Genomic DNA, 22,179 nt, shown 5'->3' on the forward strand with positions numbered 1-22,179 from the left:
TCAATCTTAAGCCAAAATACGCGTACCGATCGGCGTACCGTTAAATAATGCCGGCAGCTGCTCGGCATGACGCCAGGAGGCGATATCCACCGGGCGACCCAGCTCGCGCGCCGCGTCCAGCGCCGCGTTTACTTTCACAATCATACCGTCGGTAATGATGCCCTGTTCAATCAGTTGCTCGGCCCTGGAGGCGGTCATTTCCGCAATCCGCTGACCTTTGCCGTCGAGAATGCCGCTCACATCGGACAGCAGGATAAGATCCGCGCCCAGCGTCGCCGCCAGCGCCGTCGCCGCCTGATCGGCGTTGACGTTCATCAGCTGTCCTTCGTCGGTGACGCCAATCGAGCTCACCACAGGCAGGTAGCCGCCCGCCAGCAGCGTATTGATAAGCGTCGGCGAGCCTGCCTGCGCTTTACCAACGTGGCCCAGTTCTTCATCCAACTGAGTCACCTTCACGCTATCGCCATCGCCAAGGAACAGCCCTACCGAGGAAAGACCATGCTTTTTCGCCCATGCCAGCAGCGTTTTGTTGGCGGTTCCCGCCAGCGCGCCGGTAATAATGTCAATCTGATCGGCAGGCGTTACGCGCAGGCCATTTTTCTTTTTCACCGGCAGATTAAGCTGTTTCATCAGCTCATCCACCACGCAGCCGCCGCCGTGGACGATAACCAGCGGACGCTGGTGTGTTTCGCGGTAGTGCACCAAGGCGGTAAACAGACGTTCCAGCGCTTCTTCGCTATCCAATAACACGCCGCCAAGTTTGATAATCAATGGATTGTTCATCATCACACCTTAAATTAAAGACTGCGTCTCAGCGAAGCCGAAACGAATGTTAGCGCACTGCACGGCCTGCGCTGCCGCGCCTTTCAGCAGGTTATCTTCTGCGGCCACGACGATAATATGTTCATCCTGGACGGCAAAACCGATATCACAGAATGGCAGCCCAACCACATTTTTCAGCGCCGGTACGCCTTTATCGTATAAACGGACCAACGGCTTATTGGCATAGGCCTGCTGGAAGACCTCAGCCACCTGATCTTTACTGACGCCCGGCTTCAGGCGGCAGGTAATGGTTTCCAGAATACCGCGTTTAAAATTGCCCAAATGGGGAGTGAAGATCACCTCTGCGCCCAGATGGGTAGAAATTTCCGGATGATGGCGATGATTGAAAACGCCGTACGGCTGCAGGCTGACTTCGCAGAAGCTATTGCTCATCGCCGCCTTACGCCCGGCGCCGCTAACGCCGCTGGTGGCGTTGATCACCGGCCATTGCTTCAGATCCAACAGACCGGCATCGATCAGCGGTTTTAACGCCAGCTGCGCCGCTGTCGGGTAGCAGCCAGGCACCGCGATCAAATTCGCCTCTTTCAATGCTTCGACGTTCCACTCGGCCAGACCGTAGACCGCCTGTTTGAGCAGGTCCGGATGCTGATGCGTGAAACCGTAGTATTTTTCGTAGAACGCCCCATCGTTGACGCGAAACGCACCGGATAAATCGAACACCACGCAGCCCGCGGCCAAAAACTGCGGCGCCAGATCGTGGCTGACTTCATGCGCGGTGGCGAGGAACACCACATCCGCGCCGGCGCTAAATTCGCTGATATCGGACATCGCCTGCAGCGGCAGGTCGACAATACCTTTCAGTTGCGGATGTATATCGGAAATTAACTTTCCAGCATCATTGCTTTGCGCGGAGACGGTCAAAGCGGTTATGTTCATATGAGGGTGGCGATTTACATAGGCCACCAGCTCTGCGCCGGCATAGCCGCTAGCTCCCACGATCAGCGTATTTAGCATTGGAAGAGCATCTCCTTACATTCGATGGGTTTTATTGCGCTCAACGATATTGTATTTTTATTCACAAATACTGCATGAATATTGATACTATCATGACCAGAGGTGTGTCAACAATGAAAAACAATTTACCGCCCTTTATCGAGATTTACCGCGCATTGATCGCCACACCCTCCATCAGCGCGACCGAAGAAGCGCTGGATCAAAGCAATGAGTCTTTAATCAATTTACTCGGCGGCTGGTTCCGCGATCTGGGCTTTAACGTCGAGATCCAGCCAGTACCTGAGACGCGTAATAAATTCAATATGTTGGCCAGTACCGGCCACGGCGCTGGCGGCCTGCTGCTCGCCGGGCATACCGATACCGTGCCTTTCGACGATGGTCGCTGGACTCGCGACCCGTTTACGCTTACCGAGCACGACAACAAACTCTACGGCCTCGGCACGGCCGATATGAAAGGCTTCTTCGCGTTTATCCTCGATGCCCTGCGCGACGTTGACGTCAGTAAATTGAAAAAACCGCTGTATATTCTGGCCACCGCTGACGAAGAAACCAGCATGGCGGGCGCGCGCTATTTCGCTGAAACCACACAGCTGCGCCCGGACTGCGCCATCATCGGCGAGCCGACCTCGCTGCAGCCGGTGCGGGCGCATAAAGGCCACATTTCAACAGCGGTACGCGTACTGGGCCAGTCCGGCCACTCCAGCGACCCGGCGCGCGGCGTGAACGCTATCGAACTGATGCACGATGCGATTGGCCGCATCATGCAACTGCGCGATGACTTAAAAGAGCGTTACCACTACGCCGCCTTCACCGTGCCTTATCCGACGCTCAACCTGGGCGCCATTCACGGCGGCGATGCATCCAACCGCATCTGCGCCTGCTGCGAGCTGCACATGGATATTCGTCCATTGCCGGGTATGACGCTTAACGACCTGAACGGTCTGCTGGATGAAGCGCTGGCGCCGGTTAGCGAGCGCTGGCCGGGGCGTCTGACGGTCTCTGAGCTGCATCCGCCGATCCCAGGCTATGAATGCCCGCCGGACCACAAGCTGGTCGAAGTGGTTGAAAAACTGCTCGGCGCGCAGACCGAAGTGGTGAACTACTGCACCGAAGCGCCGTTTATCCAGACGCTGTGCCCTACGCTGGTGTTAGGACCGGGCTCCATCAACCAGGCCCACCAGCCGGATGAATATCTGGAGACGCGGTTTATTAAGCCAACTCGCGAGCTCATCACCCAGGTTGTCCATCACTTCTGCTGGCATTAATTGCCGCCGTTTTCCCGCCTTCACACCCGGAGGCGGGAGAGTGACGATCGTCACACTTCCATAAGTAATGCTTATCCGCCGACCGCTGAGTTAACTTTCGCAAATTATCGCTATTTATTCGTTTGCTGAAGCGATTTCGCAGCAATTGACGCGGGGGTATTTACGTGGCTTTATAAAAGACGGGTTGCTTATCCACTGCTCAATTCACGGAGCGCCGGATATAACAAAATAAAATGAGATGGGGTGTCTGGGGTAACATGAACGAACAATATTCCGCTTTGCGTAGTAATGTCAGTATGCTCGGTAAGGTGCTGGGCGACACCATCAAGGATGCGTTAGGAGAAAACATTCTTGATCGAGTCGAAACTATCCGTAAGTTGTCCAAATCTTCTCGCGCGGGCAATGAAGCCAATCGCCAGGAGCTGCTCACCACGCTGCAAAACTTGTCCAACGACGAGCTGCTGCCGGTGGCGCGCGCCTTTAGCCAGTTTTTGAATCTGGCCAATACCGCTGAGCAATATCACAGCATTTCGCCCAACGGCGAAGCCGCCAGTAATCCGGAAGTTATTGCGCGTACCCTGAGAAAACTCAAAGACCAACCCAATCTCAACGAAGACACCATTAAAAAAGCGGTGGAATCCCTGTCGCTGGAGCTGGTGTTAACCGCTCACCCGACCGAGATCACCCGCCGGACGCTGATCCACAAAATGGTGGAGGTCAACAACTGCCTTAAGCAGTTGGATAACAAAGATATCGCCGACTATGAGCACAATCAGCTGATGCGCCGCCTGCGTCAGCTGATCGCCCAATCCTGGCATACCGATGAAATTCGTAAATACCGCCCTTCTCCGGTCGATGAAGCCAAATGGGGTTTCGCGGTAGTTGAAAACAGCCTGTGGGAAGGCGTGCCGAACTATCTGCGCGAGCTGAACGAACAGCTGGAAGCCAACCTCGGCTACCAGCTACCGGTTGATTTCGTCCCGGTGCGCTTCACCTCCTGGATGGGCGGCGACCGCGACGGCAACCCGAACGTCACCGCCGATATCACCCGCCACGTGCTGTTGCTCAGCCGCTGGAAAGCGACCGATCTGTTCCTGAAAGATATCCATGTGCTTATCTCCGAGCTGTCGATGGTCGAATGCACCGACGAGCTCCGCGATTTGGCCGGCGCGGAAGGCGCGCAAGAGCCGTATCGTTATCTGATGAAAAAACTGCGTAGCCAACTGATGGAGACCCAGGCCTGGCTGGAAGCGCGTCTGAAAGGGCAAAAACTGCCGAAACCAGCGGGTCTTATCACGCAAAACGAACAGCTGTGGGAACCGCTGTACGCCTGCTATAAATCGCTGCAGGCCTGCGGCATGGGCATCATCGCCAACGGCGAACTGCTCGATACCCTGCGCCGGGTGAAATCTTTCGGCGTACCGCTGGTGCGTATCGATATCCGTCAGGAAAGCACCCGCCACACCGAAGCGCTGGGCGAAATGACCCGCTACCTCGGGATCGGCGATTATGAAAGCTGGTCGGAAGCCGACAAGCAGGCCTTCCTGATCCGTGAACTGAACTCCAAACGCCCGCTGCTGCCACGCCAGTGGGAACCAAGCGAAGAGACTCGCGAAGTCCTCGACACCTGCAAGGTGATCGCCGAAGCGCCGCGCGGCTCGATCGCCGCCTATGTTATCTCGATGGCCAAAACGCCGTCCGACGTGCTGGCGGTTCATCTGCTGCTGAAGGAAGCCGGTATCGGCTTTGCCCTGCCAGTCGCGCCGCTGTTTGAAACGCTCGACGACCTGAACAACGCCAACGACGTCATGACTCAGTTGCTGAATATTGACTGGTATCGCGGCTTTATTCAGGGCAAACAGATGGTCATGATCGGCTACTCCGACTCGGCCAAAGATGCCGGCGTGATGGCCGCCTCCTGGGCTCAGTATCAGGCCCAGGACGCGCTGATCAAAACCTGCGAAAAAGCCGGTATTGAACTGACGCTGTTCCACGGTCGCGGCGGCTCCATCGGTCGCGGCGGCGCTCCGGCCCATGCCGCGCTGCTCTCGCAGCCGCCGGGTAGCCTGAAAGGCGGCCTGCGCGTCACCGAACAGGGCGAGATGATCCGCTTTAAGTACGGCCTGCCGGAAGTGACCATCAGTAGCCTGTCGTTGTACACCAGCGCGATTCTGGAAGCCAACCTGCTGCCGCCGCCGGAACCAAAACCGCAGTGGCGCGAGATCATGGCCGAGCTTTCCGACGTCTCCTGTAAGATGTATCGCGGCTATGTGCGTGAGAACAAAGACTTCGTCCCTTATTTCCGCTCCGCGACCCCGGAACAGGAACTGGGCAAACTGCCGCTTGGCTCGCGCCCGGCAAAACGTCGCCCGACCGGCGGCGTCGAGTCACTGCGCGCTATCCCGTGGATCTTCGCCTGGACCCAGAACCGCCTGATGCTGCCGGCCTGGCTGGGCGCCGGTGCCGCGCTGCAGAAAGTAGTCGAGGGAGGCAAGCAGAGCGAGCTGGAAAGCATGTGCCGCGACTGGCCGTTCTTCTCAACCCGCCTGGGCATGCTGGAGATGGTCTATTCAAAAGCCGACCTGTGGCTGGCGGAGTACTACGATCAGCGGCTGGTGAAACCGGAACTGTGGAAACTCGGCGAAGAGCTGCGTCAGCTGTTAACCGCCGATATCAAAGTGGTGCTGGCCATCGCTAACGACTCCCACCTGATGGCCGACCTGCCGTGGATTGCCGAATCCATCCAGTTGCGTAACATCTATACCGACCCGCTGAACGTCCTGCAGGCCGAACTGCTGCACCGTTCGCGTCAGGCCGAAGAGGCTGGCGAGGAACCGGATGCGCGCGTTGAGCAAGCGCTAATGGTCACCATTGCCGGCGTCGCGGCTGGGATGCGTAATACCGGCTAATCATCGTTTCCCCCGGCCGCCCGGTCGGGGGAATTTTCCATTCATTTTAGTGATGCAACATCTCATCGACGATCTGCTCTTTATGCAGCGCATACGGATAATAGGTCGGCCAGTTATCCATCTCTTTCAGCAAGGCTTCCTGAGATTCATTCCCCATGAAAATATGGAAATGCTGCGATTTGCGCGGGCCAATAATATGGTCGCTGAACTGGACGAATTTCGGCGCTTTGCCATCGCCCTGTTGGCACTCAAACAGGTAGCGAACGCCCTTCTTGCCGGAGGCATATTGCAGGATTTTGTAGCCTGAGTAGCGGTATTTGCAGCTATTAACGGTCTTGCCGACGTGGAACTCTATCACGTCATCTTCGATGCCAATCTGCTCTACGTCGGTGGCATAGCCCTTCTTATAATAGGCGCGATACTCTTCCACGCTCTTGCCGCCGGGCTTTTTCGCTTTTTGTTCCAGAACCGGGTCAAGGTCGCCATTCAGCAGGTACGGATTGACTGACTGCCAGACGCCATCCCAATCGCTCAACGCGCGATCCTTCACATCTTTATCGGCAAAAATGCCTTCGCTGGCCCGGCGTTCCGTTTCAGTTAACTCCGGGCCATGATGATGGCTACCGTGGGCGAATGCCTGAACGCTGGCAAGCGCCATGCCGAAGCCAAACGCGAGCATGGGGATCTTTCGGGTCATTACTCTCTCCTGAGTTGAATATTGATTGCGACAAAATGTTACGATATAACATTTCACAACCGAGAAGCAATAACGACGAGTTCGTGCTTTTACCGCTGGAAAAATGTCCGGTATGATGAACCGCGTGACGTATTTGACGGGGCAATGATGGACAACAGCATCAATCAACTCATTGATTCATTGATAAAAAAAACGAATAACATTGCGGAGGTGCATTTTGCCGGCGCAATGCGACCGCCTGCTGAAGCCGTGATACAGCTCGATTTCCCCCGTCTGAATATCGTCATTGAGGGGCAGTTGCGCGATCTCGCCTTAGGGGAAAACGCCGCGCCGCTGCAGGCGCGCGACGTACTGTATATTGCCGGCGATGGCTGGAACTGGCCGCAGTGGCAGACGCCCTGTCTGCTCTTAAGCATCCTGTTTGGCAAACAGCAGTTGGAATTTACGCTGCAGCGCTGGAACGGAGAAGCGCTAACTCTTGTCCAGAAGATCCAGGTACCACGCCGCGGGCCGCGCGTGGGTTCATTCCTGCTACAGGCGCTAAATGAGATACGCATGCAACCGCAGGAGCAGCAAACCGCCCGCTGTATCGTGATTAGTCTGCTCAGCCACTGTACCGATCTGCTGGGTAGCCAGGCGCAAACCTCATCGCGCAGCCAGGCGCTGTTCGAGGCGATCCGCCAGTATATCGATGTCCATTTCGCTGAGCCGCTGAGCCGGGAATCCGTAGCCCAGGAGTTTTATCTCTCTCCCAACTATCTCTCACATCTGTTTCAGAAGTGCGGTCCCATGGGCTTTAACGAATACCTCAATCATATCCGCCTCGAACAGGCGCGCATGCTGCTGAAGGGTCATGATATGAAAGTAAAAGATATCGCCCACGCCTGCGGCTTCGCCGACAGCAATTACTTCTGCCGCCTGTTCCGCAAGAATACTGAACGTTCTCCTTCCGAGTATCGCCGCCAGTACCATAGCCAACTGACGGAAAACCCCTCTGCGCCGTAAAACTAGATTTTTGTAAGTTACTGATTTCCACCTACAGGCTATTTCAGCCTGGATGCACTATTGCGTGGACAAATGTGATCTAAATCACTCTTAATCGTAATGCGTACATTTATCCAGTTTTTGGCAAAATTGTCATCTGGCGGGCAGGCAAACGGAAGCCGTATCCTTACCTCAACATCATTGAATTACACATCGAGGAATGGTTATGGAACTCTATCTGGACACCGCGAACGTCGCTGAAGTTGAACGTCTGGCCCGCATTTATCCGCTGGCTGGCGTCACCACCAACCCGAGCATCATCGCCGCCGGCAAAACCCCGGTCTGGGATGTGCTGCCTCGCCTGCAAAAAGCCGTCGGCCCGGAAGGTATTCTGTTCGCGCAGACCATGAGTCGCGATGCGCAAGGTATGGTGGCAGAAGCCAAACGCCTGAGTAACGCCGTACCAGGAATCGTGGTTAAGATCCCGGTTACCGCCGAAGGTCTCGCCGCCATCAAACTACTGAAAAAAGAAGGCATCCCTACGCTTGGCACCGCCGTCTATAGCGCTTCCCAGGGGCTGCTCGCGGCGCTGGCCGGCGCGAAATACGTCGCGCCGTACGTCAACCGCGTCGACGCCCAGGGCGGTGACGGCATTCGCATGGTGCAAGAACTGCAATCCCTGCTGGAAATGCACGCCCCGGAAAGCAAAGTCCTGGCCGCGAGCTTCAAAACCCCGCGCCAGGCGCTGGATTGCCTGTTAGCCGGCTGTGAAGCTATCACCCTCCCCTTAGACGTAGCGCAACAAATGCTCGGCACCCCTGCGGTAGAGTCAGCCATAGAGAAGTTTGAGCAGGACTGGAATAACGCATTTGGCACGTTGAACCTGTAATCCGATCGTCGGCCGCCAACAGGCGGCTTGCACGGTCATCGCGGAGGAATCGAAATGGATCGCATTATTCAATCACCCGGTAAATACATCCAGGGCGCTGGCGCCATCAAGCGCCTCGGCGAATATCTCAAACCGCTGGCTGAACGCTGGCTAATCATCGGCGACAAGTTCGTTCTCGGCTTCGCCGAAGAGCAGCTGCGTACCAGCCTGAGCGGCGCTGGTCTGGTGGCCGAAATCGCCCCGTTCGGCGGTGAATGTTCGCAAAATGAAATCAACCGCCTGCGCGATATCGCCAGCAGCGCCCAATGCCATGCAGTACTCGGCATCGGCGGCGGCAAGACGCTGGATACCGCGAAAGCGCTGGCTCACTATATGCATCTGCCGGTGGTCGTGGCACCGACCATCGCCTCCACCGATGCGCCGTGCAGCGCGTTGTCTGTTATCTATACCGACGATGGCGAATTCGAAAGCTATCTGATGCTGCCGCACAACCCGAACATGGTGGTTGTCGATACGCAGATCGTCGCAGGCGCGCCAGCTCGCCTGCTGGCCGCCGGGATTGGCGATGCGCTGGCGACCTGGTTTGAAGCCCGCGCCTGCTCGCGCAGCGGCGCGACTACAATGGCGGGTGGTAAATGCACCCAGGCGGCGCTGGCGCTGGCGGAGCTATGCTACAACACGCTGGTTGAAGAAGGCGAAAAGGCGATGCTTGCCGCCGAGCAGCATGTGGTTACCCCAGCGCTCGAACGGGTGATCGAAGCCAACACCTACCTGAGCGGCGTCGGCTTTGAGAGCGGCGGGCTGGCGGCAGCGCACGCGATTCACAATGGCCTGACCGCCATCCCGGACGCCCATCACTTCTACCACGGCGAAAAGGTCGCATTTGGTACCCTAACGCAGCTGGTGCTGGAAAACGCGCCGGTGGAAGAAATTGAGACCGCTGCGGCGCTTTGTCACAGCGTCGGTCTGCCCATCACGCTGGCGCAGCTCGATATTAAAGGCGATATCCCGGCCAAAATGCGTACAGTCGCGGAGGCCGCCTGCGCCGAAGGCGAAACTATCCACAATATGCCGGGCGGCGCCAGCGCCGACCAGGTGTACGCCGCGCTGTTGGTGGCCGACCAATATGGACAGCGTTTCCTGCAAGAGTGGGAATAACCTTTCCCGTTACGCCCGGCGTCAGCCGGGCGTGTTCTTTTATGTTCCTTTGATCGCCGATTGCCAGCACACGGGATGTGTTTTATAGTGCGTTTTTCCTTTGGGCAAATCGTTGTTATGCAATCATCAGACAGAAGAATGAGCATTTACGCCATTCTGCAACAGGACAAAAAAGTCGTTGTAAACGAACTGGCCGAGAAGTTCGGCGTCACCAAAATGACTATCCGCCGGGATCTGTCATTCTTCGAAAAACAGGGAATCGTCAAAACGACCTATGGCGGCGCCTACCTGACCAGCGGCGCCAGCGTCGAGCCAAGTTTTCAGCTTAAATCCGTGCAGATGGTTGACGATAAACACCTGATTGGCCGTAAAGCGGCAGAGCTGGTTGAGGACGGCGACACTATCATCATTGACTGCGGGACCACGCTGCTGGCGCTAGCGCAATCAATTTTCGATAAAAAAATCATGGTGATCACTAACTCAGTACCGGTAGTGAACCTGCTAAAAGGAAGAAAAAACATCAAGTTAATCGTCGCTCCGGGAGAATATGAAGATGATACCCAGGGGATGATCTCTTTCAGTACCGCAGAGTTTTTTAGCACCATTCATGCCGATAAGGTCTTTATCAGCACCCAGGGTATTAACCACCACGGCGAGCTAACGGTCCCTAAAATGACCGATGCCCACGTCAAGCGAGCGCTGCTGCGCGCCGGACGGCAAAAAATCCTCCTCGCCGATAAAAGTAAATTCGAGCAAACTTTCCTTGCCGGCCATGCCCGACTGGACGATTTTGACATCGTTATCAGTCAGGATGGCCTCCCAGCCGATATCCTCTCCCTGCTTACTGCGCAAAAAACCGAACTGTTGCTGGCCGACAGCGCAGCATAACTTCACGCCCGGCAACGGGCGTCTGTGCTTTTCCGTTTTTTCTAAATGTTCTTTTTGGATTTATTAATGATAAATAGAACACAAAAGATCATAAATAAATTGACAAAAGAACACCTCAAGCGTGGAATAGGGATACCCCCTCCAGAATTGAGGTCTTTATGAACGGATTACTGAGCTTCAAACCTACCAACGACGATTGCGACTTCGCGCGTATCGCTAAAAAACAGGATCAGATGTTCCATCGCGTGGCGACGCTATGCCCGGAACGAGCAGAGATCATCACCGAGTCGTTTAAACGCTCCGAAGGCCAGTCCATTGTGATTCGCCGGGCTTTGGCGTTAGCCGATATTCTGGAGAAAATGACCATCTATATCGAACCGGATATGCTGATTGTCGGCAACCAGGCGAGCGCAAATTTTGCCGCGCCGGTGTTCCCGGAATACTCCTTTAACTGGGTTATCGATGAACTGGACGAATTTGATAAGCGTTCCGGTGATAGCTTCCGCGTGTCCGAATCCACCAAAGCCCGCTTGCGTACCCTGCAGGATTACTGGCAAGGAAAAACCCATCAGGATGAAGTGCTTGCCAACCTACCGCAAATTAACCGTCTGGCGGAAAAACAGGGCGTGCTGCACCGCGGCGGCATTAGCATGTCCGGCGACGGCCATATCATTCCGAACCATGATTTCGTACTGGAAGTTGGCTATGGCGGTATGCGCGATATCGCCAAACAGCACCTGGAAAATGACGACAACCTGACCGACGAGCAAAAAGATTTCTATCAGGCGGTCATTATTACCATGGAGGCCGCGCTTAAATACTGCAAACGCTTCTCCGCGCTTGCTAAAACCGAAGCGGCAAGAGTGTCCGATGCTAAACGCCGCGACGAACTGCTGGCCATGAGCGACATGTTCGCCCATCTGATGGAAGGCAAAGCCCGTAGCTTCTATGAAGCCGTGGAAACCGTCTACCTTACCCATTTGCTGATGATGATTGAAAGCAACGGCCACTCTTTCTCCTTCGGCCGCTTCGACCAGTACGTCTGGCCGTATTACGAAGCCGATATCAAAGCCGGGAAAATCAGCAAAGAAAAGGCGCTGGAGATCCTGACCCACTTCTTCATCATGACCAACAGCCTGAACAAAGTACGCCCGTGGGGCCATACTCAGTACAGCGGGGGCTATCCGCTCTATTCCAACCTGATGGTTGGCGGCATGAAGCCTGACGGCAGCGACGGTACCAACGATCTTTCCTATCTGTCGCTGGAAGCCATGGCGCTAACCGGCCTGCCGGAACCAAACCTCAGCGTTCGTTTCTCAAAAGATACCCCGCATTCGCTGATGCAGGATGCCGCAAAGCTCATTCGTAAAGGCTTCGGTATGCCGTCGATCTTCTGCGACGAAGTGGTTATCCCTGCCATGATGACGCTGGGCCTGACGGAAGAAGTCGCCCGCGAATATGCTTCAATGGGTTGCGTAGAAACCGCGATCCCAGGCCGCTGGGGGCACCGCGCCACCGGCATGACCTATGTGAATTTCGGCAAGATCCTTGAGCTGGTGATGAACAACGGCTGCGATCCGGCGACCGGCGTGCAGTTAGTGAAAATCAACGGTAAAGAAGGCCGCGAAATAAACTACCAGTCTTACGATGAAGTATGGGCGGCGTGGAACCAGCTGCTGGAGTTCTACTCCGATCTGGCGGTAGATTGCGATCTGGTCTGCGACCGGGCGCTGAAATACCACGATGCCGATGCCTTTGCCTCCGCCACGATTAACTGCTCACTGGAACGCGGTAAAACGTTGAAAAACGGCGGCGCGGAATATGACTTCGTGAGTTCCTCCAACATTGGCCCTTCCGTGGTCGGCGATAGCCTGGCGGCAGTGAAAAAACTGGTCTTCGACGATAAAGTCCTGACGCTTCAACAGCTACGTGACGCCATGGATAGCAACTTTGAAGGTCTGGAAGGCGCGCGCGTACGCAAACTGTGCCGCAATGCGCCGAAGTTTGGTAACGATATCGACTATGTCGACCATATCGTCGCCGATGTCTTCGAGTCCTATCTCAAACTGCTGCCGAAATACAAAACCGATCGCTATGGTAAGGGGCCAAAAGGCTGCGGTTATACCATGTCGACCTCTAATATTACTTCATACGTGCCGAATGGTTTTGACGTCGGCGCCACGCCGGATGGTCGCCTGGCGACGCTGCCGCTGAACGAAGGCGCCTCTCTGTGCCTCGGCGCGGATAAAGAAGGCCCGACGGCGGTCATTAACTCGGTTGCGAAACTGCCGAACCAGAAAATCGCCGGCGGCCAGCTGCTGAATATGAAGTTCACGCCAAGCGCGCTTGAAGGCGACGACAATCTGGAGAAATTTACCGCCTTTATGGAAGCCAGCCGTGAGAAAAACATCTTCCATAATCAGTTCAACATCATTGATTCCAATATTCTGCGCGCCGCGAAGGCCAATCCGCAGGATTACCCGAATCTGATGGTGCGCGTTGCCGGGTACTGCGCGCTGTTCTCAACGCTGATGCCGGAAGCGCAGGATGCGATTATCGCGCGCACCGAACTAAGCTGGTAAGAGAGAAACGCGATGAGAACTGGCCTGATATCCCGAATTCAACGTTATTCCACCAAAGATGGTCCAGGAATACGCAGCACCGTCTTTATGCAGCAGTGCAACCTGCGCTGCCAGTGGTGCGCGAATCCGGAAACCATCGGGCCAGGCCATAACGTTTTCTGGTTTAAAGAACGCTGCCGCCAGTGCGGTACCTGCGTACAGGCGGCGAACAACCACGCCATTACCCTTGCTGAACCTGGCAATGGCGTCAATATAGACCGTAGAAATTGCAGCAATCTCCTGGATATGGTCGATCTCTGCCCCTACGACGGTTATGAAAAAGTCGCTAAAGAGATGACCTCGCACCAGTTGGCGGAATTACTACTGCGCGACAAGACATTTTACGACTCAAGCACTGGCGGCGTGACCTTTTCCGGCGGCGAGCCGGCGCTGCAGGCGGAGTTCGTCAAAGAAACAGCGCAAATATTGAAAGCGCAGGGCGTACACGTATGTCTCGATACTGCAGGCAATATCCGCTGGGAAAAGCTGCGCCCGCTGATTGAAACGGTCGATCTGGTCTCTTACGACTTTAAAGCTTTCAACCCCGAGACTCATCTTGCCTGTACCGGCGTAGACAATCGGCGGATCCTCGATAATGCCAAAGCGATCGCCGCTATGGGCAAGCCGATCCTCGCGCGAATGGTGATCGTGCCGACGCGTAACGACGATCCGGAGGATATTCGCCAGCGTCTCGACTTTATTCGTAAACTCGGTCCGGCGGTTTTACAGGTTGATATTCTCGAATACCATATTTATGGCATCGGGAAATATCAAAAGCTTGGTATGCCCTATTTTCTACACAACATTCCAACATGCCAACGCGAAGTAACAGAACAAATTAAACAATACGCTGAAGATATTGGATTAAAAGCCACCATTGGCGGTTAAGGATTAACATGTTGAACTTTATTATTACCGACACCTACGAAAAAATGAGCGCCCTGGCAGCACAACATATTGCCCAGGAGCTGAATAAAAAACCGGATTTAGTAATGGCCTTACCGACTGGCGGAACCCCCGTCGGCCTCCTGGCCGAAATGAGCCGAATGGCGAAAGATGGCGAAGCCGATTTCTCCTGCGCCCTCTCGTTTAATATCGACGAATATATCCCGCTGGTCAAAAACGATCCGCAAAGTTATTATTACTTCCTGCAACAGCACTTTTATCAGCATGCCAACATGGCTGAAGAAAATACCTTCGTACCGGATATTCTGGCGCCCGACCTGCAGGCCGAATGTGCTCGCTACGAACGCCTGATTCAAAGCCATGGCGATTTCGATATTACCGTTCTCGGCATTGGTCACGATGGTCATATTGGTTTCAATGAACCCCATGCTACCCATAGCCCGGTATGCCATATCATCGACCTTAACGAAGAGACCATTGCGGCGAACGCCCGCTTCTTCGCCAGCCAGGACGAAGTCCCCCGGCAGGCTATCACTTTGGGCATGGGCACCATCTTGCGCAGCAAAAAGATCGTGCTGATTGCCAACGGTAAATCAAAAGCGGAAATTATCAAGCAGTTGCACCAATGCACACGCATCGATCCGCAATTCCCCGCCTCCTTCTTACTGATGCATGCGGACGTCACCATCATATGCGACCGTGACGCGGCATCGCTTATCAGCGCTTAAAGGTGAGATATGATAATCCAGAGCGAACGAGTGTGGCTTGCCGGGGGTTTTTACCCGGCGCAAATAACCATTGAAAATGGGCTTATCGGCGCGATCACGCCCGGTCTTAGCTCCCGCGTGGATAAGGATTTCGGGGCGCGGCGCATTATACCAGGCCTTATCGATAGCCATGCGCACGGCGCCTGGGATTACGATACCAACGAAAACGACCCACAGGGGCTACGCCGCTGGGCCTCCCGCCTACCGGAAGAAGGCGTCACCGCCTTTTGCCCGACTACCGTTACCGATGAAAACGCGACGCTACTGGCGGCGCTGGACAATATTTCCCACGTCATGGACGAAGGATATAGCGGCGCGGAAATTCTGGGCATCCATCTCGAAGGCCCGTTCCTGAGCCAACTTTACCGCGGCGCGCAGCCGGAAAAACAGATTCGCCCTGCCGACGTCACCCAGTTTCAGGCTTTCGAAAAGGCGGCGCGCGACCACATTATCGCCATTACCCTTGCCCCGGAAGAAGACCATCAATTTGCGCTGACCCGCTACTGCGCGCAGAAAGGGATTGTGGTCAATATGGGCCATTCGGATGCTTCTTTCGAGCAGGCGCTGGCGGCGGTCGCCAACGGCGCTAAAAATGTCACCCATGTCTATAACGGCATGGCGAAATACGTCAATCGCGAGCCCGGCCTGCTTGGCGCCGCCCTGAATCTTGATGGCCTGTACGGCGAGGTGATTGCCGACGGTATCTTTGTCAGCCTGGTTTCCGCCGCCCACCTTTATCGCAGCAAAAATGATAATGACATCATCATGATAAGCGACTCGATGAAGGCGAAAGGTTGTCCTCCGGGGCGCTATATGTTCGGCGGAGAGCCAATGGTACTTGGCGATGATGGCGCAACCAGACGGGATAACGGCGTCCTGGTCGGCAGCACGCTACAGCTCAATCGCGGCTTATATAATATGGTCGAAAGAGCAATGGTGCCGTTTAGCGCGGCATTAAAATCCTGCACCATTAATCCGGCACGGTTATTAGGTTTTGATAGTCGAAAAGGGAAATTACAGCGCGGATACGATGCCGATATTGTTGTCCTTGAAGATAATTATCAGGTGAATACAACCTATTGTCGCGGTACGGTAGCCTGGTCAATAAGTTAATTAATTCACCTCCGTATCATTTAACAATGGCGGTTATTGAAAAATAACCGCTGCTTTGTTATTCATTCTATTTATTAATAACCCAAGTCCTTTTTAATATTTATTAAAATGCGACCTGGCTAACATTAAACACCTCCTGAAATCCCTTAAAAATAACCCACAATAAAAATAAGACTGCTTAATTTTAACTGCCCATCGTTATACAGGTCAGTCGCTTTATTACATGCGGCTTCAGGATTTATTATTTTAAGAGAATTCATATGAATATTTTGGGTTATCTACAAAAAGTCGGCCGGGCATTGATGGTGCCCGTCGCTACTTTACCTGCCGCCGCCATTTTAATGGGCATCGGTTACTGGATCGATCCCAACGGCTGGGGTAGTTCTAACGCGCTGGCCGCACTATGTATTCAGTCCGGTGCGGCCATTATCGATAATATGGGCGTCCTGTTTGCCGTCGGGGTAGCTTACGGCATGTCGAAAGATAAAGATGGCGCCGCCGCGCTGGCCGGGTTTGTCGGCTTTCTGGTATTAACCACGCTCTGTTCGCCGGCAGCTGCCGCCATGATCCAGCAGATCCCAATCGAGCAGGTGCCTGCGGCCTTTGCGAAGATTAAAAATCAGTTTATCGGCATCATGGTCGGTATTATTTCAGCGGAACTCTATAACCGCTTTAGCAGCACGGAGTTACCGAAAGCGCTCTCGTTCTTCAGCGGACGCCGACTGGTGCCGATCCTCACTTCATTCACTATGATTGTGGTGGCGTTTGTCCTGATGTTCATCTGGCCGGTGGTCTTTAGCGGGCTGGTCAGCTTCGGTGAACATATCCAAAAACTGGGCTCACTGGGTGCGGGTATCTATGCTTTTTTCAACCGTATGCTCATTCCGGTCGGCCTGCATCACGCCCTGAACTCGGTATTCTGGTTCGACGTCGCCGGGATTAACGACATCCCGAATTTCCTTGGCGGCGCGCAGTCCATCGCCTCCGGTAAAGCGGTGGTTGGCATCACCGGTCGTTACCAGGCGGGCTTTTTCCCGGTCATGATGTTCGGCTTGCCGGGCGCGGCATTAGCCATGTACCAATGCGCCCGTGCGGAAAATAAAGCGAAGGTGATGGGTATTATGATGGCTGGCGCGTTCGCGGCCTTTTTTACTGGTATCACCGAACCGCTGGAGTTTTCCTTCATGTTCGTCGCGCCGGCGCTATACGTCATCCACGCCTTTTTAACCGGCGTGTCCGTCTTCATCGCGGCCAGCATGCACTGGATCGCCGGATTCGGCTTCAGCGCCGGTCTGGTCGATATGGTACTGGCATCGCGCAACCCGCTGGCCACCCACTGGTATCTGCTCATTCCCATGGGGCTGGTGTACTTCGCGATTTATTATCTGGTCTTCCGCTTCACCATCACCCGCTTCAACCTGCTCACGCCGGGCCGCGAGCTGTCCGTTGCCGGCAGCGCCGCCGATGGCGAAGATGTGAACCTGAGCGCCGCGAAACAGCAGGATATCAGCGCGCTGGCGCGCCAGTACATTGCCGCTATCGGTGGTTCCGATAATCTCACCAATATCGACGCCTGCATCACCCGCCTGCGCCTTGGCGTTAAGGATGCAACGCTGGTCGATGAAGCGCTGGCCCGCCGCCTGGGAGCCAGCGGGGTCATTCGCCTCAACGCCAGCAACGTGCAGATAATCGTTGGCTTCGTGGCGGAAAAAATCGCCACCGCCATGAAAACCGCGGGTCACGTCGATGCCGCGCAGACGCTCCCCAGCGTCACCGCGCAGGCCCACAATAATCCACGCAAGGCAGCGAATGCATTGCGGATTATCGAGCTCGTCGCCCCGGTGAGCGGCGAGCTGGTCGCGCTGGAGCAAGTCCCTGACGAAGCTTTCGCCAGCGGCGCCGTTGGCGGTGGTGTCGCCATCCTGCCGGCCAGCAACATTGTGGTTTCACCCGCGGCGGGTACTCTCATCAAGATTTTCAACACCGATCATGCCTTCTGTCTTGAGACCGAAGACGGCGCTGAGATCGTGGTGCATATGGGGATTGATACCGTTGCGCTGGCGGGTCAGGGCTTTACCCGTCTGGCGGAAGAAGGCGCTACCGTTGTCGCAGCTCAGCCGATTCTCGAAATGGATCTCGTGTACCTCGAAGCTAACGTGCGTTCGATGGTTAGCCCGGTGCTCTGTAGCAATATAGAGGAGTTCGCGCAGCTGGAAATCAAAGCGCACGGTCAGGTGAAAGCGGGTGAACCGCTGTACCACATTAAGGGATAAGATTGATAAACGGTGTGGCCGCGCCATGCGGCCACATGTGACGATTATTTTGCCGCCGTCGCCGGCCGATCAACGTGTTGCCCATGAGCGTGGCGCTTTTTAAGGCTGATAATCGCCAGCGCCGCGACAATCAGCACAATGCCGCCGCCTTCCACCAGCCCCGGATTTTCACCCAGCAGCCACCAGGAAAACAGCACGCCGCAGACCGGCACCGCCAGCGTACTCAGGCCGGCGACGCTGGCAGGCAGATTACGCAGGACATACAGCCACAGACTCCAGGCCACCGCCGTGGCCAGAATCGCGCTATAGCCCAATGCCCAGAAAACCCCAGGCTGCCAGTCAATACTGCGCTGCGGCACCAGCCACGCCACCACGCTCATCACCAGCGCGGCATACAGCATCTGCCAGGCGGTTAACGACAGTAAATCGAGGCGCGGATAGCGGCGATACATGCGTTTGGCGACAATCGCGCTCGCCCCCCAACTGATGCCGGAGAGGATCGCCAGCAGCGCGCTTTTCATCGAGGAGAAATCCAACTGCCACGGCTGCAGCACCAGCAGTAGACCACACGCCGCCAGGACGATAGCGGCATACTGCAGCCGCCGCATGCGCTCGCCTAAAAACAGCGCCGCCATGATCACTACCCAGAACGGCATGGTGTAGCTGAGAATAGCGACTTTACCGGCGCCGCCGCTCATCAGCGCCCACTGCGCCAGGCCGACCATGCCGCAGGTTTGCAGCAGCGCAATCGCCAGGGTATAGCCAAACGGCGTCGGCCGCATGCCGCGCCCGCGCAGCGCCAGCACCGCCATCAGTACAATCGCGCCGAAGATACAGCGCAGCGCGGTAAAATCGAAGGCGCCGATATAGAGCGTTACCTGTTTCATCGCAATCCAGCTGTAGCTCCAGATAAGCGTCAGCAGGACGAGGCCGCAACCGGCCAGGAGATTGCTGTTCCTTGCAACCGTCATAACTTCTCCACCGTCATGATTTTTGCGGGCACTATACTCGCTTTGGCGGAAGGTTGCTTAAAGGCAGAGCGCACTTTTCGTGCTAAAAAAGGGGGCGGTGAATTGCAGTTCACCGCCCCGATAAGGATGAAACAAGAGGTAAAGCAGGTGATTACGCCGGACGCACGCCCAGGGTATGACAGATGGCGTAGCTCATTTCGGCGCGATTCAGGGTATAGAAGTGGAAATCTTTTACCCCTTCCCGGCTTAAAATTTTCACCATGTCCATGGCGATATTCGCCCCTACTAGCTGGCGCGTTTCGGCATCGTTATCCAGCCCTTCGAACATTTTCGACATCCAGGTTGGGATACGCACGTTCGTCATATCGGCAAATTTCTTCGCCTGTTTAAAGTTGGAGACCGGCAGAATGCCCGGAATGATTTCCACGTCGATACCGGCGGAGACGCAGCGGTCGCGAAAACGCAGGTAGCTTTCGACATCAAAAAAGAACTGAGTGATCGCGCGATTAGCGCCCGCTTCTACTTTACGTTTCAGGTTCAATAAGTCGGCCTGCGCGCTTTTGGCTTCCGGATGCACTTCCGGATAGGCGGCGACGGAGATGTCAAAATCACCGACGTCTTTTAGCAGCGTCACCAGGTCGGCGGCGTACATCTCCGGCTTGCCGCTACCCGGCGGCAGGTCGCCGCGCAGCGCGACGATATGGCGGATACCGTTGTTCCAGTAATCCTGGGCAATCGCGCGCAGTTCATCGCGGCTGGCGTCGATACAGGTCAGGTGCGGTGCCGCTTCCAGACCGGTGCGGTCTTTAATGCCCTTGATAATGCTATGAGTGCGGTCGCGCTCGCCGGAGTTCGCCCCGTAGGTGACGGAAACAAACTTCGGTTTCAGGCTGCTTAAGCGATCGATGGATTTCCACAGGGTTTGCTCCATTTCACTGGTACGCGGCGGAAAGAATTCAAAGGACACATTAATCTGGCCCTGGACTTCCGCCAGGCTCTGATTCAGGGCTTCCCGCTGATTGGCGTGAAAAAAGCTCATACCTTACCTCATCAATCGCATTATATTTATCAGTCGTGTTGCGAACTTCTATACGTTTAGACGTCCAGATGTAAAAATGACGGAAAAGCGTGCGGGCGTCAATAGAAAAATCTGCGTAAACAGTGAGGAATTTTCAGTCAAAGTGAAAAAAGTTCATCTCGCGTCAGGCCAGGCGCGCCCTGGCGTTGTTTTCAGATTTTGTCCGCAGCGTAATTTGAAGTAGTTCAAAAAATCGCACATCTCCCCCCCTGGCACGCCGATTACTATTGCAGCAACGTCAACCTTGATCCACAGTGAGTAGAACGTTCTACTAGAACGTTCTACTTAACACGTTTTCGCCAATAATATCTATTCGGGGTAATCAGCATGAGTCTGTGGTCAGGGTTCATAAAATCATTATCAAAACTGTCGATGATCGGCCGCGCCTTGATGCTGCCGATTTCGCTCCTCCCGGCCGCCGGCCTGTTGTTGGCCTTCGGGGATAAATTCCATTTACCGCTGATGATGAATGCCGGCGGTATTATTTTCGATAACCTACCGATGCTCTTCGCTATCGGCTCCGCGGTCGGCCTGGCGTCGGAATCCGGCATCGCCGCGCTATCGGCAGCGGTCTCGGTCTTCGTCACCAACATTACCATCGGTACCGTACTCGGTATCACGCCGGAAATGGCCGCACAGGGCGGCAAATACGCGATGGTGGTCGGCATCCCGACGTTGCAGATGGGGGTTTTCGGTGGGCTTATCTGCGGGATACTCGCCGCCTGGTGCTACAACCGCTTTCACACGCTGCAATTGCCGGAATTCCTCGGTTTCTTTTCCGGTAAGCGTTTTGTGGCGATCGCCACCGCCTTCCTGTCGTTCATCCTCGGCCTGTTGCTACCTTACGTCTGGCAGCATATCCAGGCCGGTATTGATTCCTTGTCGATGGTGATTAACGGCGATAACCAGGCCGCCTCCACCTTTATTTTCGGCCTCGTTGAACGCGCGCTGATCCCGCTTGGCCTGCACCACATCTGGTACCCTTCCTTCTGGTACTCCTTCGGCGATTACACTACCCAGGCAGGCCAGATGATCCACGGCGACCAGACCATCTGGTTTAAAATGCTGGAAGAAGGGGTGAAATCCTTTAGCACCGATAGCTATCAAAACGCGGGCAAATTTATGCAGGGTGAATTCCCGCTGATGTTGTTCGCTCTGCCGGCCGCCTGTCTGGCGATGTATCACGAAGCGCACACTAAAAATAAAAAAATCGCGGCCGGTATTCTGTTCTCCGCCGCGCTGACCTGCTTCCTGACCGGCATCACCGAACCCGTCGAATTCACCTTTATCTTCGTGGCGCCGATTCTGTACGTCTTTAACGCCATTATGGCGGGGCTCTCGTACATGACCATGTACCTGCTGCACGCGCATATCGCCAAGTCGTTCTCCGCCGGACTTATCGACTATATCTCCTTCGGTATTCTGCCTTCCATGAACGGCTATCAGACAAACTTCCTCAGCGCGGTGATTGTTGGCGTGCCGATGGCGCTAATTTATTATTTCACCTTCCGCTTCGTGATCCGCCGCTTCGATGTGAAAACGCCGGGACGTACCGATATCACCGTAACGGCCAATGATAAAACCGACGCCGAACTGGCAACTGAAATTGTCAGCTTACTCGGCGGTTCACAGAATATTGACTCGGTGGGCGCCTGCATCACCCGTCTGCGTCTGGAGGTTGCCGAACGCGATGCGGTAGATAAAGACGGCCTCAACAGTATCGGCGCGCGCGGCGTAGTCTTCGTCGGTGATAACGGTATCCAGATAATTTTTGGCGCCAGGGCGCAATTTATCGCTCAAACCATGTCGGGGATGATTGGCAAATAACCAGAAGATGTTATGGTGTGGAAGATCGCTTGTCTC

At 55.1% G+C, this 22,179-nt stretch carries 17 protein-coding genes; 12 read left to right on the forward strand and 5 right to left on the reverse strand.

Annotated elements, in window-relative coordinates:
- Positions 1-6: 6 nt before the first annotated feature.
- Positions 7-783, reverse strand: coding sequence for an acetylglutamate kinase (gene argB, locus ABLV66_RS24295; RefSeq protein ID WP_015368912.1), 777 nt, complete (start codon positions 781-783; stop codon positions 7-9).
- 9 nt (positions 784-792) lie between these two features.
- Complete coding sequence (gene argC / locus ABLV66_RS24300; RefSeq protein ID WP_348876275.1) at positions 793-1,797, reverse strand: N-acetyl-gamma-glutamyl-phosphate reductase; 1,005 nt, start codon at positions 1,795-1,797, stop codon at positions 793-795.
- A 113-nt stretch (positions 1,798-1,910) separates the two neighbouring features.
- Between argC and argE the strand changes: the two genes are divergently transcribed.
- Both argE and ppc read left to right on the forward strand, forming a co-directional pair.
- Positions 1,911-3,062, forward strand: coding sequence for an acetylornithine deacetylase (argE, locus tag ABLV66_RS24305; RefSeq protein WP_015368914.1), 1,152 nt, complete (start codon positions 1,911-1,913; stop codon positions 3,060-3,062).
- 257 nt (positions 3,063-3,319) lie between these two features.
- Complete coding sequence (gene ppc, locus ABLV66_RS24310) at positions 3,320-5,971, forward strand: phosphoenolpyruvate carboxylase (protein ID WP_348876276.1); 2,652 nt, start codon at positions 3,320-3,322, stop codon at positions 5,969-5,971.
- A 46-nt stretch (positions 5,972-6,017) separates the two neighbouring features.
- Here the strand turns inward: ppc and zinT are convergent, their stop codons facing one another.
- Positions 6,018-6,668, reverse strand: a complete 651-nt coding sequence (gene zinT, locus ABLV66_RS24315) for a metal-binding protein ZinT (protein WP_348876277.1) — start codon at positions 6,666-6,668, stop codon at positions 6,018-6,020.
- A gap of 24 nt (positions 6,669-6,692) precedes the next feature.
- On the opposite strand from zinT, the gene ABLV66_RS24320 reads away from it, so the two are divergent.
- The 9 genes from ABLV66_RS24320 (at position 6,693) to nagE (ending at position 18,267) form a co-directional block, all read left to right on the forward strand.
- Positions 6,693-7,673 (forward strand): helix-turn-helix transcriptional regulator, encoded by a 981-nt coding sequence (locus tag ABLV66_RS24320; protein WP_348874889.1) that lies wholly within the window; start codon positions 6,693-6,695, stop codon positions 7,671-7,673.
- A 205-nt stretch (positions 7,674-7,878) separates the two neighbouring features.
- The gene (gene fsa / locus ABLV66_RS24325; protein WP_004203684.1) at positions 7,879-8,541 is read left to right on the forward strand and encodes a fructose-6-phosphate aldolase; all 663 of its coding nucleotides are present in this window, start codon (positions 7,879-7,881) and stop codon (positions 8,539-8,541) included.
- A gap of 54 nt (positions 8,542-8,595) precedes the next feature.
- Positions 8,596-9,699, forward strand: coding sequence for a bifunctional L-1,2-propanediol dehydrogenase/glycerol dehydrogenase (gldA, locus tag ABLV66_RS24330; protein ID WP_047047243.1), 1,104 nt, complete (start codon positions 8,596-8,598; stop codon positions 9,697-9,699).
- Between the two features lie 138 nt (positions 9,700-9,837).
- On the forward strand, positions 9,838-10,587 hold the full coding sequence (locus tag ABLV66_RS24335; protein WP_045395317.1) for a DeoR/GlpR family DNA-binding transcription regulator: 750 nt from the start codon (positions 9,838-9,840) through the stop codon (positions 10,585-10,587).
- 158 nt (positions 10,588-10,745) lie between these two features.
- Complete coding sequence (locus ABLV66_RS24340; RefSeq protein ID WP_348876278.1) at positions 10,746-13,169, forward strand: glycyl radical protein; 2,424 nt, start codon at positions 10,746-10,748, stop codon at positions 13,167-13,169.
- Between the two features lie 12 nt (positions 13,170-13,181).
- Positions 13,182-14,096 (forward strand): glycyl-radical enzyme activating protein, encoded by a 915-nt coding sequence (locus tag ABLV66_RS24345; protein ID WP_047047236.1) that lies wholly within the window; start codon positions 13,182-13,184, stop codon positions 14,094-14,096.
- Positions 14,097-14,104: 8 nt separating this feature from the next.
- Positions 14,105-14,842: a glucosamine-6-phosphate deaminase gene (nagB, locus tag ABLV66_RS24350; RefSeq protein ID WP_047066289.1), complete on the forward strand. Its 738-nt coding sequence runs from the start codon at positions 14,105-14,107 to the stop codon at positions 14,840-14,842.
- Between the two features lie 9 nt (positions 14,843-14,851).
- On the forward strand, positions 14,852-15,994 hold the full coding sequence (gene nagA / locus ABLV66_RS24355; protein ID WP_047078378.1) for an N-acetylglucosamine-6-phosphate deacetylase: 1,143 nt from the start codon (positions 14,852-14,854) through the stop codon (positions 15,992-15,994).
- A 260-nt stretch (positions 15,995-16,254) separates the two neighbouring features.
- Positions 16,255-18,267, forward strand: a complete 2,013-nt coding sequence (gene nagE, locus ABLV66_RS24360; protein ID WP_348876279.1) for an N-acetylglucosamine-specific PTS transporter subunit IIBC — start codon at positions 16,255-16,257, stop codon at positions 18,265-18,267.
- A 44-nt stretch (positions 18,268-18,311) separates the two neighbouring features.
- Here the strand turns inward: nagE and ABLV66_RS24365 are convergent, their stop codons facing one another.
- Positions 18,312-19,238 carry a DMT family transporter gene (locus ABLV66_RS24365; protein WP_047047225.1) on the reverse strand — a complete coding sequence of 309 codons (927 nt, stop codon included), beginning with the start codon at positions 19,236-19,238 and terminating at the stop codon, positions 18,312-18,314.
- 151 nt (positions 19,239-19,389) lie between these two features.
- A complete protein-coding gene (gene metF / locus ABLV66_RS24370) occupies positions 19,390-20,277 on the reverse strand; it encodes a methylenetetrahydrofolate reductase (RefSeq protein WP_015368922.1) in 888 nt (295 codons plus the stop codon).
- Positions 20,278-20,643: 366 nt separating this feature from the next.
- Between metF and ABLV66_RS24375 the strand changes: the two genes are divergently transcribed.
- Entirely contained in the window at positions 20,644-22,143 is a 1,500-nt protein-coding gene (locus tag ABLV66_RS24375; RefSeq protein ID WP_047066295.1) for a PTS transporter subunit EIIC, read from the forward strand.
- Positions 22,144-22,179 lie beyond the last annotated feature (36 nt).

Source organism: Klebsiella sp. CN_Kp073 (genome assembly GCF_040065495.2).
GTDB lineage: Bacteria > Pseudomonadota > Gammaproteobacteria > Enterobacterales > Enterobacteriaceae > Klebsiella > Klebsiella aerogenes.

Excerpts from the sequence above, each read along its gene's own strand:
- argB (WP_015368912.1), bottom strand. The coding sequence starts at position 783 with ATGAACAATCCATTGATTATCAAACTTGGCGGCGTGTTATTGGATAGC.
- argC (WP_348876275.1), bottom strand. The coding sequence starts at position 1,797 with ATGCTAAATACGCTGATCGTGGGAGCTAGCGGCTATGCCGGCGCAGAG.
- argE (WP_015368914.1), top strand. The coding sequence starts at position 1,911 with ATGAAAAACAATTTACCGCCCTTTATCGAGATTTACCGCGCATTGATC.
- ppc (WP_348876276.1), top strand. The coding sequence starts at position 3,320 with ATGAACGAACAATATTCCGCTTTGCGTAGTAATGTCAGTATGCTCGGT.
- zinT (WP_348876277.1), bottom strand. The coding sequence starts at position 6,668 with ATGACCCGAAAGATCCCCATGCTCGCGTTTGGCTTCGGCATGGCGCTT.
- fsa (WP_004203684.1), top strand. The coding sequence starts at position 7,879 with ATGGAACTCTATCTGGACACCGCGAACGTCGCTGAAGTTGAACGTCTG.
- gldA (WP_047047243.1), top strand. The coding sequence starts at position 8,596 with ATGGATCGCATTATTCAATCACCCGGTAAATACATCCAGGGCGCTGGC.
- ABLV66_RS24335 (WP_045395317.1), top strand. The coding sequence starts at position 9,838 with ATGAGCATTTACGCCATTCTGCAACAGGACAAAAAAGTCGTTGTAAAC.
- ABLV66_RS24340 (WP_348876278.1), top strand. The coding sequence starts at position 10,746 with ATGAACGGATTACTGAGCTTCAAACCTACCAACGACGATTGCGACTTC.
- ABLV66_RS24345 (WP_047047236.1), top strand. The coding sequence starts at position 13,182 with ATGAGAACTGGCCTGATATCCCGAATTCAACGTTATTCCACCAAAGAT.
- nagB (WP_047066289.1), top strand. The coding sequence starts at position 14,105 with ATGTTGAACTTTATTATTACCGACACCTACGAAAAAATGAGCGCCCTG.
- nagA (WP_047078378.1), top strand. The coding sequence starts at position 14,852 with ATGATAATCCAGAGCGAACGAGTGTGGCTTGCCGGGGGTTTTTACCCG.
- nagE (WP_348876279.1), top strand. The coding sequence starts at position 16,255 with ATGAATATTTTGGGTTATCTACAAAAAGTCGGCCGGGCATTGATGGTG.
- ABLV66_RS24365 (WP_047047225.1), bottom strand. The coding sequence starts at position 19,238 with ATGACGGTTGCAAGGAACAGCAATCTCCTGGCCGGTTGCGGCCTCGTC.
- metF (WP_015368922.1), bottom strand. The coding sequence starts at position 20,277 with ATGAGCTTTTTTCACGCCAATCAGCGGGAAGCCCTGAATCAGAGCCTG.
- ABLV66_RS24375 (WP_047066295.1), top strand. The coding sequence starts at position 20,644 with ATGAGTCTGTGGTCAGGGTTCATAAAATCATTATCAAAACTGTCGATG.